The organism is Marinobacter sp. NP-4(2019) (genome assembly GCF_003994855.1).
GTDB lineage: Bacteria > Pseudomonadota > Gammaproteobacteria > Pseudomonadales > Oleiphilaceae > Marinobacter.
The window spans coordinates 1,001,565-1,016,551 of the sequence record NZ_CP034142.1 but is presented as its reverse complement, the minus strand read 5'-3'; the positions used below and the strand labels follow the sequence as shown (position 1 = coordinate 1,016,551).

The window sequence follows — 14,987 nt, the reverse complement described above, 5'->3', positions numbered from 1 at the left end:
GCCAAATCACACCGGTCGACCTCAGCGGTCACCAGCGGCAGAACCATGGTCGGCAATCCACGCCCGGGCGCTTTCAAAATCACGGGCTATTTGCGCTTTCAATTCGTCCACGGAGGAGAATTTGATCTCTTCCCGCACACCGTGACGAAACACCACTTCAATATGTTGTCCATAAAGTGTGCCAGCAAAGTCAAACAGGTGCACTTCCAGCGACGGCTGTTTGCCATCCACGGTCGGTCTGAGCCCGATATTGGCCACACCATCGTGAATGGAACCGTCTTCCAGGGTCGCACTGACAACATACACACCCTGAAGTGCGGGCATTCTCCGCAACAGGATGTTCGCCGTCGGTGCGCCAAGCTCACGACCCAATTGACGTCCGTAGACTATCCGCCCCCGTATCCGGTAAGGGTGACCGAGCAGTTGTTCTGCCTGCTCCAGGCCATCCACGTTCAGCAGGTTCCGTACCCGGGTACTGCTCACTCGCTGGCCGCCAACGGTCACGGTCCGGGTGTTCTCGACGCTGAACCCCCGCTGCAACCCGACCTGTTCCAGCAAGGCAAAGTCCCCGGCACGATCGCAGCCGAAGCGGAAATCATCACCAACCACCAGATGCCGTACCGCCAGCCCGTCGATCAGCACATCCTCAATAAACCCCATACCGGAGTAACTACGGAACTTCTCGTCAAAGCGCAGGCACAGCACAATATCGATGCCCTCGGCCAGCAACGCCTCGAACTTCTGGCGAAACGCCATCAAACGGGGTGGTGCCTCACTGCCCTGGAAAAACTCACGGGGCTGAGGTTCGAAGATCATCACCACGGACGGCACCCCGAGGACACGGGCCTTTTCCTTGACCTGGTCCAGAATGGTTTGATGACCAAGATGAACACCGTCAAAGTTGCCAATGGTGGCAACACAACCATCGGCCAGAGGTGAGTCCTCCTGCCGTGAGAGCATTTTCAGGTTGGTCAGGCCCCGGATCAGACGCATGTAATGCGAACCTTCAATTGCCAGCTGTGCATTCCACGGATGGCCGACGGTCATCCGCTGGTGAGAAAACGCGCGATTATAACCTACCTGTGGCGGAAATGTCTTACCCGGACGCCGGCAACGGCCAGCGCCGCAAAGTAAACCACTACCCCGGCCGCCACCAGAACCCCCATGTCTGCCGCCTTTTGAACCCCATCAGCCGCTAGCCATTCGGCAACCGGGGCCTGCAACCAGACAATAACACCGGCGAGTGCAACGTTGGCAAAGACAAGCTGACTCAGGAACCGGGGCCACCCCGGCTGACTTTTCCAGGCGCCCTCTTTTCGCAATCCTCGCCACAACAGGAAACCGTTCAGCCAGGCGGAAAGAGAGGTCGCCAAAGCCAGCCCTGCGTGGGCCAGCGGAAAGACCAGCATAAGGTTCAACACCATGTTGGCAACCATGGCAATCACACCGATCTTGACCGGTGTTTTGGTATCCTGCCGCGCAAAGAAACCGGGCGCCAGCACCTTGATCAGCATAAAGGCCAGCAACCCGGCGGAATAGGCTCGCAGGCTCTGCGCTGACATGGTGACATCGCGGTCGGTCACCTCACCATAATGGAACAGGGTGGCGATCAGCGGTTCGGCGAGCAGTGCCAGCGCCAACGCCGCTGGCACACCAATCAGCAGAACCGCACGCACAGCCCAATCCAGCGTGGCGGCAAACTGGTCAGCGGATTCAGCCGCGTGCTTGCGGGACAGGCTGGGCAGAATCACCGTGGCGATGGCAATACCGAACACTCCCAGAGGCAACTCGGACAAGCGGTCTGAGTAATACAGCCAGGACACACTGCCAGTCTGCAGGAATGAGGCCAGCACCGTATCCAGCAGCAGATTGATCTGACTGACCGAAACACCGAACAGCGCCGGCGCCATCAGTCTCAGAATCCGGTTTACGCCTTCATGGCGATAATCCACCCTGGGCCGGGGCAATAGCCCAAGACGCATCAGGAATGGTAACTGGAAGAACAATTGCAACGCCCCGGCAATAAACACCCCCCAGGCCAGGGCCATTATCGGGGTTTCCATCAGCGGCGTGAGGAATATCGCGGCACCGATCATCGCCAGGTTCAGCAACACCGGCGTAAAGGCCGGAATCGCAAACCGGTCATAGCTGTTGAGAATGCCGCCCGCGAAGGCGGTCAGCGAGATCAACAACAGGTACGGAAAGGTAATCCGCAGCATGTCGCTGGCCAGACCAAACTTGTAGTCGTCATCCAGAAAGCCAGGCGCAAACAGCGCCGTCAATAAAGGCGCCCCCAGCATTGCAACGATAGTCACCCCGAGCAGCACCAGCCCGAGGGAGCCGGCAACCGCGTTGACCAACCGGCGCACCTCGGCAATGTCCTCCTTTTCCCGGTAGGACGACAGCACTGGCACGAAAGCCTGGGAAAAAGCCCCCTCCGCGAACAGCCGGCGCAGAAAGTTGGGAATCTTGAAGGCGACGAAGAAGGCGTCGGCACTGGCTCCGGCCCCGAAATAGCGAGCGATCACCATGTCCCGCACCAGCCCCAGCACCCGGGAGAGCATCGTCATCACCCCAACCAATCCTGACGAGCGGAGCAGGCCCGGCGCTTTTGGTGGCTCTTTTTTCTGTGGTGTATTTTCGGCTTGGGATGACATTCGGGCCCTGACGTCTGGAGTAGATAATAAAACTCGGCAGCAGGCCGGGATTTCGGTAATTACCTGCGTACTCGCAAGTGTCGCTGCCTGCTGAGCGGCGAGTTTAGCACAGCCCTTCTGTAACACGGGATGAAATGGCTTTAAGCCTTGACATTCAGGCCCATCAGCGGCATAGTTCCGCGTCATTTATTTCGACGCGCTGGTTTTGGCGCGCCCGCGAATTTTCGAATCAATTACAGATTTTCAGGAGTTATACGGTGGCAAATTCCCCGCAAGCCAAGAAGCGCGCTCGTCAGAACGAGAAGAACCGCAAGCACAATGCCAGCCTGCGTTCCATGGCTCGTACTTACATGAAAAAGGTTCAATCCAAGATTGAATCCGGCAACTACGAAGAAGCCCAGGCTGCTTTCCAGCAGTTCCAGCCGATCATGGACAGCATGGTCAACAAGGGCATCTTCGCCAAGAACAAGGTCGCTCGTCATAAGAGCCGCCTGAGCGCCAAGATCAAAGCCCTGAAGAGCGCGTAAGCGGCTTTCCTTCAGAGCTGAAAAAACCGGCTTCCGAGCCGGTTTTTTTGTGCCCGCCCGCCAACCAAGGCGAAACGCAACCCTAGACAATCACCATGTTATCCCGGTGAATCATCTCTTCGTCCGAGATATACCCCAGCACTTCCGCGATTCTGCTACTGGAGCGCCCGGCAATGGCCCTGGCTTCGTCCGCATCGTAGTTGACCAGCCCACGGGCAATCTCTTTCCCGCTCTGATCCACACAGGAAACCATCTCCCCGCGACGGAACTGACCGGAAACACCCTTGACACCCACCGGTAACAGACTGCGACCACCCAGACACAACACCCGTACGGCGCCATCGTCCAGAACGAGCCGCCCCCGCGTTTGCAGGTGACTGGCAAGCCATTGCTTACGCGCCGCTATCCGCCCCTGCTCCGGCAACAGCAGCGTGCCAATCACATCACCGCTGCGCAGGCGCGTAATCGCATGCTCGATTCGGCCACCGACAATGACGGTAAAGGCGCCAGAGCGGGCCGCCAGGCGAGCCGCACGAACCTTGGTCTGCATCCCCCCACGCCCCAGTGCACCAGCACCGCCGCCCGCCATGGCATCCAGCTCATGATCACCCGCCTTGCGCACGGTGACCAACTGCGCATCGGCATGCTTGCGGGGATCCTTGTCAAATAACCCCAACTGATCTGTGAGAATGATCAGACCATCCGCCTCAACCAGGTTGGCCACCAGAGCACCCAGCGTATCATTGTCGCCAAAGCGGATTTCGTCGGTGACGACAGTATCGTTTTCATTAACGATCGGCACCACGCCAAAATCCAGCAACGCGCGCAGCGTGCTGCGCCCGTTCAGGTATCGCTTGCGATCTGACAGGTCGTCGTGAGTCAGCAGGATCTGGGCGGTATGGATATCGTGGCGCTTGAACTGGGCCTCCCAGGTCTGCACCAGCCCCATCTGCCCGACCGCAGCCGCAGCCTGAAGTTCATGAAGCTGTTCCGGACGGGACGTCCACCCCAGGCGACTCATGCCCTCGGCAACTGAACCCGAGGAAACGATAACCACTTCAACGCCCTCTTCGATCAGCTCGGCAATCTGATCCACCCACAAACCCAGGGCCGCGACATCCAGCCCCTTGCCATCATTGGTCAGTAGGGCGCTGCCTATTTTTACAACCAGGCGACGTGCCTGGCGCAACTGGGTGCGTTCACTCATGATTCGTCCGGGTACTCACTGAAAAATCTATCGAATTATTCCGGCGCGTATACCACTTCGACGTCATAATCATCGTCATCGAAGTCGTCGTCATCGTCGTCTTTTCGGGCAGCCCGGCGAGCCTGGCGCTCGGCCTCGATACGGGCGCGAGCCTCTTCGTCCATCTGACGGCGGCGTGCGGCCTCGCGCTCGGCAAACTCGGGATTCTGCGCTTCCTCCTCGGCCTGCTCCTCGATCCAGCGCATGACCGCCTGGGTCAATGGCTTGGTGCCCTCGCCGCTCAATGCGGAAATACGGAACACCGGCCCCTCCCATTCCAGCTCATCAATAATGGCCTGGCAGTGGGCATCCCGGTCCTCTTCCGCGACCATGTCGACCTTATTGAGAACCAGCCAACGCTCCCGGTTAGCCAGGGTTTCGCTGAACTTCTCCAGCTCATGCTCAATGGCCCGCACCGACTCGGCAGGAGAGGAGCCATCGTAGGGAGCCACGTCCACAAGATGCAAAAGCAGACGTGTCCGAACCAGATGCTTCAGGAAGCGGATACCGAGCCCGGCGCCTTCAGCAGCACCCTCGATCAGACCGGGAATGTCCGCGATAACAAAACTCTGGTGCGCCTGAACGCTGACTACGCCAAGGTTCGGCACCAGCGTGGTAAACGGATAGTCCGCGACTTTGGGTCGCGCTGCTGATACCGAACGGATAAAGGTGGACTTGCCCGCGTTGGGCATACCCAGAAGCCCTACATCCGCCAACACCTTGAGTTCCAGGCGCAGGTTGCGCAACTCGCCTTCGGAGCCCTTGGTGGTCTGACGCGGAGCGCGGTTGACCGAGGACTTGAAGCGGGTGTTGCCGAGACCATGAAAACCGCACTGGGCGACCTTCAGGCGCTGCCCGGCGTGGGTCAGGTCACCGAGCACCTCATGGGTATCCATGTCGACAACCGTGGTGCCCACCGGTACCGGCAGCACCAGATCCTCACCCTTGGTGCCGGTGCAGTTACGGCCGGAACCCGGCTCACCGTTCTGAGCCTTGTATTTGCGCTGGAAACGGTAATCAATGAGCGTATTAAGCGCCTCATCCGCCTCCAGATACACGGAACCACCATCCCCGCCATCGCCACCGTCGGGACCGCCTTTGGGAACGTACTTTTCTCGCCGGAAACTGAGACAGCCGTGACCGCCCTTGCCGGCTTCCACGATGATGGTGGCTTCGTCTACGAATTTCATGGATCAACCCTTTGCGCTGTGCGCATAAACTAAAAAGCCCCGCAGCCTCTAGGAAGCTTTGCGGGGCTCCGGATCACCCTGATGATACCACCAGAGCAATCCAAGGTTCGACAGAACCGGATCGCCGCTGCTTACGCAGCCGGAACGATGCTCACGAACTTACGGCTCTGCGGGCCTTTGACTTCGAACTTCACCTGACCGTCTGCTTTCGCAAACAGGGTGTGGTCCTTGCCAATGCCTACGTTGTTACCAGCGTGGAAACGGGTGCCGCGCTGACGAACAATGATGCTGCCTGCAGAAACAGCCTCGCCGCCGAAGCGCTTCACACCAAGTCGTTTCGACTCGGAATCGCGACCGTTACGGGTACTACCTGCTGCCTTTTTATGAGCCATTACAAGCCTCCTTATCTAAGGGGTTACTCGAGGGTCTTAGCCCTTGATACCCGTGATCTTGACTTCAGTAAACCACTGACGGTGGCCCTGACGCTTCATGGAATGCTTACGACGACGGAACTTGATGATCTGTACCTTGTCGTGACGGCCGTGGCTGAGCACTTCCGCTGTCACCTTGGCACCATCAACAACCGGCGCGCCAACCTGAACCTTGTCACCATCGGCGACCAGCAGAACGCGGTCAAACTCGACGTTACCGCCGGTTTCCACTTCCAGCTTCTCCAGCTTCAGAGTTTCACCTTCTTTTACACGGTGCTGCTTGCCACCGCTTACAATAACTGCGTACATTAACGTTCTCCGCGATTGACCCATCCCTGCTCTTATCCACCTGGTTCTAAGGGAAGCGCTTCGGCAACCCTATAGCAGGGAGCGCAGGTTGGGATGAGTTGGGCGCGTGATTGTACGAAAACCGGCCCCGCATTACAAGCCAAGTTGACACTGAAAGCCCCAGTACCTAGCATTGCCGCTTCCTGCCCGAATTATCAAAGAAAGCATCAAAAAATAGTATCGACTGAAGCATCAACGAAAACACCAGAAAGGGACCTACAAGCCGCATGACAGCCCAGCGTATCTATAACACCGTGGCGGATGATTTCAGCCGCGTGAACGACCTGATCATCAAACGGCTTTCCTCCGATGTCCCACTGGTGGAGAAAATAGCCCACTATATCATTGAAAGTGGCGGCAAAAGGCTGAGGCCCCTGCTGGTACTGCTGTCCAGCCAGGCCGCGGGGTACACCAGGGATGACCACCTGAAACTGGCCGCCGTTATCGAATTTCTGCACACCGCAACGCTGCTCCATGACGACGTGGTGGATACCTCCGACATGCGCCGGGGCCGCAGCACCGCCAACGCCCGATGGGGGAACGCCCCCAGCGTGCTGGTAGGTGATTTCCTCTATGCCCGCGCCTTCGAGATGATGGTGGAACTGCAGAGCCTGCGCATCATGGACGTGCTGTCCCACGCCACGGCAGTGATTGCCGAGGGCGAGGTAATGCAACTGATGAACGTGAAAAACCCTGATCTCAGTGAAGCGCAGTATATGGAGGTCATTCACAACAAGACCGCCATGCTGTTTGAGGCCGCTTCCCACACCGGCGCCTTGCTGGCCGGCGCTGATGAACACCAGGAAAACGCACTGAAGGACTACGGCAAACACCTGGGACTGGCGTTTCAGCTGGTGGACGACGTGCTCGATTACCGCGGCGATGCTGAGGCCATGGGCAAGAACGTGGGCGACGACCTGGCCGAGGGCAAAACCACCCTGCCCCTGATTCATGCCATGGAAAAAGGCGTAGAGGATGAGCGCCAGCTGATTCGTCAGGCCATTCGCAAGGGCGGGCTGGATGATCTGCCTGCCATTCTGCAGATTGTCGACAGTTCCGGCGCCCTGGAGTACACCATGGCGAAAGCCAGGGAGCAGGCCTCCCTGGCGGCAGATTGCCTCAATGTCCTGCCCGAATCCGACTACAAAGAGGCGCTGACTCTGCTGACGGAAGTTGCGGTTGCCCGCGTCAGCTAGTCTCCCTTGAACAGAAGTTTGTCGGATTACGGCTGCGCCTAATCCGACATTCCACGCCAAATCGAAACCTCTACTGTTAGCACCAACTTCGACGGCTCACTTCAAGATTTCTCTGCCGTGGGGCGCCTCAAAATCCAGCTGCGGCCCCACCGGAACTATCTGGGTCGGATTAATGGTTCGCTGGCTCACATAGTAGTGCTGCTTGATCTGGCCGATATCGACCGTTTCCGACACCCCCGGCACCTGGTACAGATCCCGGACATACGCGGACAGCGCCGGAAAATCCCCGATACGCTGGCGATTACACTTGAAATGGCTGTAGTACACAGCGTCGAACCGGATCAATGTCGTAAACAAACGCCAGTCCGCCTCAGTGAGCTGCGCCCCGACCAGATAACGCTGCTTTGCCAGCCGCGCATCCAACCAGTCGAGTGAGTCAAACAGCGCGCCATAGGCCTCTTCGTATTTGTCCTGGGCGGTGGCAAATCCGGCCTTGTACACACCATTGTTCACAGTGTCATACACCCGGGCATTCACCTCTTCTATCCCCCCTCGCAGTGGCTCGGGATAGAAATCCAGATCCTCACGCACACCATCAAGACCATCAAAGGCGGAATTGAACATCCGGATAATCTCGGCCGATTCGTTGCTGACAATGGTCTGCTTTTCCCGGTCCCACAGTGTTGGCACTGTCACCCGCCCGGAATAGTCCGGCGCCGCCCGGGTGTAGACCTGATGGAGGAAATCGAAATTGTGCAGATGGTCCCTGTGCCGCTCATCACCGGACCGGAACTCCCAGCCATTCTCCACCATATCCGGATGAACCACCGACACGGAGATATGGTTTTCCAGCCCCTTCAGCTTCCTGAAGATCAGGGTACGATGCGCCCAGGGGCAGGCCATGGACACATACAGGTGATATCGACCTGACTCAGCCTTGAATCCACCTTCACCCTCAGGGCCGGGCGACCCATCTTCTGTTACCCAATTGCGAAACCTGGCGGCCTCCCGCTCAAACTTGCCACCGGTCTTGCTAGTGTCGTACCACTGATCGTGCCACTTGCCATCAACCAAAAGCCCCATAATGTCTACCTCCTCAAAACCCGATAATATGTGGAGAAGAATAACGGTCAGCCTGCTACCCTCTCAAACAAGCATTTCTGGCCAACAACCTCAGATAATTCGAACATGCATACAGCCATCACCATAGACGCCCTCAAAGTCCTCGACGCCATCGATCGCAAAGGCAGTTTCGCCGGCGCGGCGGGGGAACTGTTCCGGGTACCCTCCGCGATCAGTTACACGGTGCAAAAACTCGAGGAAGACCTGAACATTGCCATCTACGACCGCAGTGGCCATCGTGCCACCCTGACGCCGGCGGGGCGCTACCTGCTGGAGGAAGGCCGAACACTTCTGGAGGCCGCCGAGAACCTGGCGCACACCACCAAACAGGTGGCCCAGGGCTGGGAAACCCGGTTGCGCATCGGCTTCAACTCCCTGTTGCCCGCCGACTGCCTGTTTCCCGCCATAAAGGCGTTCAACGACCTGGACATTCCCGTGGAAGTGCAAATCGTTGAAGAAGTGTTTGCCGGTTCCTGGGACGCATTGCAGAGTCGCCGCGTCGACCTGATTGTCGGTGCCGACCAGTTGAGCAAACCCGCCGGCACGTTCACCACCAAGGCGCTCGGCAAGATGAACTTTGTCTACGCCGTCGCTCCCGACCATCCATTGGCTTCCGCCCCCCAACCACTGGCAGAAGAGGATATTGCCCGCTACCCGGCGGCCGTTGCGGCAGACACTTCCCGCTCCCTGCCGCCGGGGCACGCAGGCATCTTCCGGCGACAGCGCACCCTCACGGTAGCCAACGTAGACCAGAAGATCGCCGTGCAGCAGGCAGGTTTGGGAGTTGGCTGGCTGCCGGAATCAAGGATTCGTTCACAACTGAGGGAAGGAAAACTTATTGCAGTTGAGGTCCAGGACGTCCGCCAACCGCTCATGCTCCACCTCGCGCGACACGCGGAGGACCAGGGCAAGGCCCTGATGTGGTTCTGGAAATACCTTAGTCAGTCTGAGGAACTGACTTCCTGGCTTGAGACTTGACCCAACCTCCGACGTGGCCGCCGGGGCGTAGGCGAAAGAGGCAAAACAGCCAACGGAATCCGGCACTACTCGTTTATACTGCCGGAAAATAAAACGCCGAACGGAGTTCAAACATGCGGCAGCTGTCGGAACTGGATGCCTCTTTTCTTTACCTGGAGTCGGAAACGGCGCCCATGCACATCGGGGGCATCTATCTGTTTGATGGTCGTGGCAGCAGCAAACCACTGGCCTTCAGCACCTTCGTGGCCTATCTTCGCAGCCGGCTCCACGTGGTTCCGCTGTTCCGCCAACGCCTGAAAGAAATCCCGTTTCGTCTTGGTCGCCCCTACTGGATTGACGACCCCGCTTTCAGCATCGAGCGCCACCTCGCCTACGTCAACCTGGGTGAGCATGGTCGCGTACAGGGCCTGATGGAGCTGGCTTCCAAGATTCTGGAGGAGCCACTGAAGCGGGACCGTCCACTCTGGCATATCACGTTTGTCGATGGCTTTCCTGCCGCGGATGATGACGACGGCCACCAGGGGTTCGCCCTGATCGTCAAACTTCACCACGCCGCCATTGATGCCTTCAGCGGTGAGGAGATCATCGGCAAGTTGCTGGAGTATACGCCAGAGGCCAGACCTATTTCCCAGCCTCGCCCCTGGTACCCCAAACCGGCGCCGTCCGAAGAACGGGTCATTGTCCAGACCGGTGCCAACTTGTTACGCAAACCCTTACAGGTGACGTCGCTGGCGCTCAGTGCCGCCGAGATAACAGCACGGGGGTTGATTCAAAGACAGATGCGGAAACTGCCGTTACCCTTCCCGGTATTCTCGGCGCCCCACAGTCCCTTCAACCGCCAGATCACCGCCAATCGTCAGATCGTGGCTGCCGATATCGAGCTGGCCCGGCTCAAGGCTATAAAGGCCAGCCTGGGCGACGTTACCCTCAATGACGTGGTGCTGGGGCTATGTGCTGAGGCACTGCGCCGATATATGGTTAATCAGGGAGGAGATCCGGACAAATCACTGGTTGCCATGACCCCGATATCCGTGCGCTCAAACAGCCTGCGCAAAGCAACCGGCAATCAGATGTCCGCCATGCTACTGGATCTGGCAACCAGTGAACCGAACCCTGCCCGCCGAATCCGCAAAATCCACCGCAATGCCGTCGCGTCGGAACCTTACCGGGAAGCCATTGCGGCAGACAGACTCACGGAGCTGCTGCCGTCCACCATGCTGGCCCTGTCTGCCCGGCTCTACTCCGAGCTCCAGATTGCGCAGCGTTATCAGCCTGTTTTCAACCTGCCGATTACTAATGTTCCCGGCCCCCAGGTTCCACTTTACCTTCAGGGCGCACGCCTGGTCAGGCAGTACAATACCGCGCCGCTGTTTGACAGCATGGGGCTGGTAATTGTGGCTGTCAGCTACGAAGGACGGCTGACCGTCAACTTCACAATCTGCCCCGATGTTGTTGCGGATGGCGAGTCTCTGAAAACGTTACTTGAAGAAAGTTTGTCCGCCATCGAAAGCTCAGCGGCTGCGTTGACCGAATCCGACGAAGAACTGGACGACAAGACAGAGAACGGTCAGAGCCTCACGGATGAGGCCCTGACGTTGCTTGAGGGCATGCTGAAAAGAACGCTTCAGCGTTTCCGGCGCTGAAGCGATTCGCCTGACCGCTACTCGAACGCCCAGCGCAGGAAGGTACGCTTTTCGTCTTCACTGGCATCCTGCCATAGCGCTTTCAACCGCTCCAGGGTGTTGCCACCTGTCGTTCCCGCCATCTCGCTTGTATCACCAGAAACGGGCGTACGCGCAGGACTCGTCGTTTTACCGTCCCACAGCTCGAAGCTCGCCACCTCTTCACCAGCCCGGTTCACAACGGCACCAGCAAAGTTTTCCCGCAGGGCCTCTGCTTCCCCCCGGGACTCCGGCCGGTCAAACTCAAAACGGTAAGTTTCACCCGCCTGAGCCACGAAGGACACAGCGTGGGGCTCCGTCTCCACCACGTGGACCTTGGACTCACCATTGCGCACAACACCGGTTTTGGCCCAGATCGTCTTGTAGCTGAATACGATCTGATTTTCCCCGGGCAACAGATCGTAGTTCAGGGCGAGGTCATCCATCAGGAAGTTACTCATACTGCGACCATTCACTCTGGCCACCTGAATCTCGCCCGGTGCCTTTAACAACGCAGGCTCATCTTCAGCCGCCTCCCCTTCCCATGTCTGTATCCGGGTCATGGATGAAGCGCACCCGGCCAACATGAAGGCTGCAAGGGCGAAAACAGACCATCGCAGAACCATGACCGGATAGTCTGATACCTTGAAAACTCGCAAAACGTGATAAATACTCATGAATCATCCTTGTGATGTGAAGAATTCAGACTGCTGGCATTCTGACGAGTGCCATTAGCCAGGGCAAGAGGGAAAGGACCAAGTCTCACGCCTCTCCCTCCCTGGCAGGCGTGGCCACGGAATGAGACCCAGGACGTACAAACAACAAAAAACGGTTGAATTCACCCGAAATTGATTTAATTTTAAACAATCGGATAAAACGTAGCCCTGAAAACAGAAAAGACGTCAGAAAACGACAGGGCACAGGAGGCACCATGGACACTCAACGCCGAACCGGGGAAGATGGGCCTATACCGTTTCGTAGCAGCCGTTTCTTCTGCGTGGGGAGCAAGTGGTACTTCACGACCAGGGAGGGGTTCGACAGCGGCCCCTTTGCTACCCGAGATCGCGCGGAGACAGGGCTGAGGCGCTTTTTGCATGTCGTCCGCCTGCTACCCGAAGAGCAGCAGCAACAGATACACTGAACCAACCAACAGATCCGGCTCACTGGAGGAGCCGGATCAGATTATGATCGGCATCAACCACAGGTCAATGGCGAACAGGCAACCCAGCGCCATAAACCCCGCGACCACATCGTCCACCATAATACCCAGCCCCCCGGGAGTGCGGCGGTCAATCCAGCCGATGGGCCAGGGTTTCACCACATCAAACAGCCGGAACAGCGCGAAGGCCATCAACACCCCATAGATGTTGTCGGGAATCAGTGCCAACGCAATCCACATGCCGACGAACTCATCCCAGACAATGCCACCATGATCATGTACTTTCAGGTCGCTGGCGGTCTTGCCACAAAGCCAGATCCCTACAACAAAGGCTATCGCCACGACTAGCCAGTAGGCAGCCACCGGCAGCCAGGCAATAGCAAGCCATAGCGGAATAGCTGCCAGACTGCCCCAGGTGCCCGGCGCCCGGGAGGCGGCACCGCTGCCAAAACCGAACGCCAACAGGTGTACCGGATCACGCAGAAAACCGGGAGGCAGCAGCGCTTCGGTCAATTCGGGTTCCTGCAGGTCATTATCACTACGCATTACTTACTCCCGAAATGATCATATCCGCCAGCCACCAGTACGCGGTCAACACCCTGAATGCCGCTTCCGGCTACTACCTTACCAATAATGCTCAATTGCGTCCGTACTGACTCTGGCAAGCCCTCCCATAAAGCCGGCGGGGTAGTAACGCAAAGCTCGTAATCGTCACCCGCCTCAAGTGCCAGCCTGAGAGCTTCCTCTCGGCCTTTCAGGCGACTTACCGCTGAAGACACAGGTACCGCCTGACTATCCAGTTCCGCTCCAACAGCGGAAGCCTCCAGAATATGCCCCAGGTCGGCCAACAGACCGTCAGAGATATCGATTGCGGCGCTGGCCACACCCTGCAACGCTATCCCCAGTTCAAGCCTGGGAACCGGTGAGTGATATCGCTTGAGCACGGTCAGTTGATCGCTTGACGGAGAAGCAGTATCGAGATAATCCAGAGCGGCCCCTGCTTCCCCAAGAGCTCCCGAGACACAGACATAGTCGCCCACAGTCGCACCGGAACGTAATATTGCGCCTCCGGCGGGCACTTCGCCATGAACCTGTAGGGTGAGCGTCAGCGGTCCCCGGGTGGTATCGCCTCCGGCCAGTTCCAGGCCAAAGGCCCGGGAGGCCCGGGCAAGCCCGCGGGAAAATCGGTCCAGCCATTGTGGCGACGCTTCCGGCAAAGTCAGGGCAAGGGTGAAACAGACAGGTTGTGCGCCCATCGCCGCCAGATCACTGGCGGCAACGGCCAGCGCTCGCCAACCCAGATGTTCGGGATTGTAACCGGCGGGAAAGTGAACACCCTCAACCAGGGTGTCCACCGAAAAAACGAGGTCGTTACCGGGGCCGACACGCTCAATGGCACAGTCATCTCCCGGGCCAAGCACCAGCGAGGCGGCGCGGCTCTGCCCGGCGAGGGGACTGAAATAACGGCGTATCAGCTCAAACTCGCCCATGCGTTACCGCGGGCGTGTCTCTGCCAGCCGCAGGCGACGGCTGAGTTTGTCGAGGATGCTGTTTACAAACTTGTGCCCTTCCGTACCCCCGAATTTTTTAGCCATTTCAATGCCTTCATTGATCACCACCTTGTAAGGCACATCCAGGCGATGCTTCAGCTCATAAGCACCAAGGCGGACAATAGCCAGTTCCACCGGATCCACTTCATTCAGCGGACGGTCGAGGAATGGCTCCAGCAGCCTGTCCAGCTCTGCCTGCTCGCGGTGAACCCCGCGCAACAAATCCCGGAAATAGAGAGTATCCACCTTGGTCATGTCGTTATCGACCAGGAACTCGGATTCAATATCCGATATCGCGCTCTTGCTGAAATGGCGCTGATAAAGTCCCTGCATGGCCAGGGCACGGGCACGACGACGATCACCGGCTTTCGGTTGCCCGGATGCGCCAGGTTGCGGGGAACTGTCTTCAGTTGCGCTCATCACTCACCCAGCTTCTTGAACAGGCTGACCATTTCCAGGGCCGTAACAGCGGCTTCTGCACCCTTGTTGCCTGCCTTGGTTCCGGAGCGCTCAATGGCCTGTTCAATGGAATCCACCGTCAGCACACCGAAGGTCACCGGCACATCGGTTTCCAGGCTGACCGCACCCAGACCGCTGGAGGCTTCGCCAGCGACATAGTCAAAATGCGGCGTGCCGCCACGGATCACCGCGCCGAGGGCAATGATCGCATCGTGATTACCGGTTTCGGCAACCCGCTTGACTGCCAGCGGCATTTCATAGGCACCGGGTACACGGACGATGGTAATGTCGGTATCGGCAATGCCGTGACGACGCAGGGTATCCACGGCACCTTCAACCAGACTTTCCACAACGAATCCGTTAAAGCGTCCAACCACCAGGGCATATCGGCCACTGCAGTGGGTAAAATCGCCTTCAATTACTTTGATATCTGCCATGAACGGCTCCTTAACGGGCAGCGCTG

Annotated in this window: 17 protein-coding genes; 5 read left to right on the top strand and 12 right to left on the bottom strand. The window is 58.1% G+C overall.

Going from position 1 to position 14,987, the window contains the following annotated elements:
* Window positions 1–21: 21 nt before the first annotated feature.
* Together ribF and murJ are read right to left on the bottom strand one after the other, a co-directional pair.
* Window positions 22–993: a bifunctional riboflavin kinase/FAD synthetase gene (gene ribF, locus EHN06_RS04580; protein WP_127330584.1), complete on the bottom strand. Its 972-nt coding sequence runs from the start codon at window positions 991–993 to the stop codon at window positions 22–24.
* A gap of 83 nt (window positions 994–1,076) precedes the next feature.
* Entirely contained in the window at window positions 1,077–2,657 is a 1,581-nt protein-coding gene (murJ, locus tag EHN06_RS04575; protein ID WP_127330582.1) for a murein biosynthesis integral membrane protein MurJ, read from the bottom strand.
* Between the two features lie 257 nt (window positions 2,658–2,914).
* Here murJ and rpsT point away from each other — a divergent pair, with 257 nt between their 5' ends.
* Window positions 2,915–3,184, top strand: a complete 270-nt coding sequence (gene rpsT, locus EHN06_RS04570) for a 30S ribosomal protein S20 (protein WP_127330580.1) — start codon at window positions 2,915–2,917, stop codon at window positions 3,182–3,184.
* A gap of 82 nt (window positions 3,185–3,266) precedes the next feature.
* Here rpsT and proB read toward each other — a convergent pair whose 3' ends face one another.
* From proB to rplU, 4 genes are all read right to left on the bottom strand, one after another.
* Window positions 3,267–4,391: a glutamate 5-kinase gene (proB, locus tag EHN06_RS04565; protein WP_127330578.1), complete on the bottom strand. Its 1,125-nt coding sequence runs from the start codon at window positions 4,389–4,391 to the stop codon at window positions 3,267–3,269.
* A gap of 35 nt (window positions 4,392–4,426) precedes the next feature.
* On the bottom strand, window positions 4,427–5,620 hold the full coding sequence (cgtA, locus tag EHN06_RS04560) for an Obg family GTPase CgtA (RefSeq protein ID WP_127330576.1): 1,194 nt from the start codon (window positions 5,618–5,620) through the stop codon (window positions 4,427–4,429).
* A gap of 131 nt (window positions 5,621–5,751) precedes the next feature.
* Window positions 5,752–6,012: a 50S ribosomal protein L27 gene (gene rpmA / locus EHN06_RS04555; RefSeq protein WP_012139697.1), complete on the bottom strand. Its 261-nt coding sequence runs from the start codon at window positions 6,010–6,012 to the stop codon at window positions 5,752–5,754.
* A gap of 36 nt (window positions 6,013–6,048) precedes the next feature.
* Entirely contained in the window at window positions 6,049–6,360 is a 312-nt protein-coding gene (gene rplU / locus EHN06_RS04550; protein WP_127330574.1) for a 50S ribosomal protein L21, read from the bottom strand.
* Window positions 6,361–6,626: 266 nt separating this feature from the next.
* Here rplU and ispB point away from each other — a divergent pair, with 266 nt between their 5' ends.
* On the top strand, window positions 6,627–7,595 hold the full coding sequence (ispB, locus tag EHN06_RS04545; protein ID WP_127330572.1) for an octaprenyl diphosphate synthase: 969 nt from the start codon (window positions 6,627–6,629) through the stop codon (window positions 7,593–7,595).
* Between the two features lie 96 nt (window positions 7,596–7,691).
* On the opposite strand, the gene EHN06_RS04540 is transcribed toward ispB, so the two are convergent.
* The gene (locus EHN06_RS04540; RefSeq protein ID WP_127330570.1) at window positions 7,692–8,678 is read right to left on the bottom strand and encodes a glutathione S-transferase family protein; all 987 of its coding nucleotides are present in this window, start codon (window positions 8,676–8,678) and stop codon (window positions 7,692–7,694) included.
* 105 nt (window positions 8,679–8,783) lie between these two features.
* On the opposite strand from EHN06_RS04540, the gene EHN06_RS04535 reads away from it, so the two are divergent.
* A complete protein-coding gene (locus EHN06_RS04535) occupies window positions 8,784–9,695 on the top strand; it encodes a LysR substrate-binding domain-containing protein (protein ID WP_127330568.1) in 912 nt (303 codons plus the stop codon).
* Window positions 9,696–9,808: 113 nt separating this feature from the next.
* The gene (locus EHN06_RS04530; RefSeq protein ID WP_127330566.1) at window positions 9,809–11,338 is read left to right on the top strand and encodes a WS/DGAT/MGAT family O-acyltransferase; all 1,530 of its coding nucleotides are present in this window, start codon (window positions 9,809–9,811) and stop codon (window positions 11,336–11,338) included.
* Between the two features lie 17 nt (window positions 11,339–11,355).
* On the opposite strand, the gene EHN06_RS04525 is transcribed toward EHN06_RS04530, so the two are convergent.
* On the bottom strand, window positions 11,356–12,033 hold the full coding sequence (locus EHN06_RS04525) for a DUF2057 family protein (RefSeq protein WP_127330564.1): 678 nt from the start codon (window positions 12,031–12,033) through the stop codon (window positions 11,356–11,358).
* A gap of 254 nt (window positions 12,034–12,287) precedes the next feature.
* Between EHN06_RS04525 and EHN06_RS04520 the strand changes: the two genes are divergently transcribed.
* Entirely contained in the window at window positions 12,288–12,497 is a 210-nt protein-coding gene (locus tag EHN06_RS04520; protein ID WP_127330562.1) for a DUF6316 family protein, read from the top strand.
* Between the two features lie 36 nt (window positions 12,498–12,533).
* On the opposite strand, the gene EHN06_RS04515 is transcribed toward EHN06_RS04520, so the two are convergent.
* From EHN06_RS04515 to ribE, 4 genes are read right to left on the bottom strand one after another with little or no spacing between them, the layout of a single operon-like run.
* Complete coding sequence (locus EHN06_RS04515) at window positions 12,534–13,061, bottom strand: phosphatidylglycerophosphatase A (RefSeq protein ID WP_127330560.1); 528 nt, start codon at window positions 13,059–13,061, stop codon at window positions 12,534–12,536.
* Window positions 13,061–14,005, bottom strand: a complete 945-nt coding sequence (thiL, locus tag EHN06_RS04510) for a thiamine-phosphate kinase (protein WP_127330558.1) — start codon at window positions 14,003–14,005, stop codon at window positions 13,061–13,063. The genes EHN06_RS04515 and thiL overlap by 1 nt, the downstream gene beginning before the upstream one ends.
* Window positions 14,006–14,008: 3 nt before the next feature.
* Window positions 14,009–14,485, bottom strand: coding sequence for a transcription antitermination factor NusB (gene nusB / locus EHN06_RS04505; RefSeq protein WP_127330556.1), 477 nt, complete (start codon window positions 14,483–14,485; stop codon window positions 14,009–14,011).
* Window positions 14,485–14,961, bottom strand: a complete 477-nt coding sequence (gene ribE, locus EHN06_RS04500) for a 6,7-dimethyl-8-ribityllumazine synthase (protein ID WP_127330554.1) — start codon at window positions 14,959–14,961, stop codon at window positions 14,485–14,487. The genes nusB and ribE overlap by 1 nt, the downstream gene beginning before the upstream one ends.
* Between the last annotated feature and the right edge of the window lie 26 nt (window positions 14,962–14,987).

Excerpts from the sequence above, each read along its gene's own strand:
- EHN06_RS04540 (WP_127330570.1), bottom strand. The coding sequence starts at position 8,678 with ATGGGGCTTTTGGTTGATGGCAAGTGGCACGATCAGTGGTACGACACT.
- cgtA (WP_127330576.1), bottom strand. The coding sequence starts at position 5,620 with ATGAAATTCGTAGACGAAGCCACCATCATCGTGGAAGCCGGCAAGGGC.
- murJ (WP_127330582.1), bottom strand. The coding sequence starts at position 2,657 with ATGTCATCCCAAGCCGAAAATACACCACAGAAAAAAGAGCCACCAAAA.
- EHN06_RS04520 (WP_127330562.1), top strand. The coding sequence starts at position 12,288 with ATGGACACTCAACGCCGAACCGGGGAAGATGGGCCTATACCGTTTCGT.
- thiL (WP_127330558.1), bottom strand. The coding sequence starts at position 14,005 with ATGGGCGAGTTTGAGCTGATACGCCGTTATTTCAGTCCCCTCGCCGGG.
- ispB (WP_127330572.1), top strand. The coding sequence starts at position 6,627 with ATGACAGCCCAGCGTATCTATAACACCGTGGCGGATGATTTCAGCCGC.
- ribF (WP_127330584.1), bottom strand. The coding sequence starts at position 993 with ATGCGTCTGATCCGGGGCCTGACCAACCTGAAAATGCTCTCACGGCAG.
- rpmA (WP_012139697.1), bottom strand. The coding sequence starts at position 6,012 with ATGGCTCATAAAAAGGCAGCAGGTAGTACCCGTAACGGTCGCGATTCC.
- EHN06_RS04530 (WP_127330566.1), top strand. The coding sequence starts at position 9,809 with ATGCGGCAGCTGTCGGAACTGGATGCCTCTTTTCTTTACCTGGAGTCG.
- EHN06_RS04525 (WP_127330564.1), bottom strand. The coding sequence starts at position 12,033 with ATGAGTATTTATCACGTTTTGCGAGTTTTCAAGGTATCAGACTATCCG.
- ribE (WP_127330554.1), bottom strand. The coding sequence starts at position 14,961 with ATGGCAGATATCAAAGTAATTGAAGGCGATTTTACCCACTGCAGTGGC.
- nusB (WP_127330556.1), bottom strand. The coding sequence starts at position 14,485 with ATGAGCGCAACTGAAGACAGTTCCCCGCAACCTGGCGCATCCGGGCAA.
- EHN06_RS04515 (WP_127330560.1), bottom strand. The coding sequence starts at position 13,061 with ATGCGTAGTGATAATGACCTGCAGGAACCCGAATTGACCGAAGCGCTG.
- EHN06_RS04535 (WP_127330568.1), top strand. The coding sequence starts at position 8,784 with ATGCATACAGCCATCACCATAGACGCCCTCAAAGTCCTCGACGCCATC.
- proB (WP_127330578.1), bottom strand. The coding sequence starts at position 4,391 with ATGAGTGAACGCACCCAGTTGCGCCAGGCACGTCGCCTGGTTGTAAAA.
- rplU (WP_127330574.1), bottom strand. The coding sequence starts at position 6,360 with ATGTACGCAGTTATTGTAAGCGGTGGCAAGCAGCACCGTGTAAAAGAA.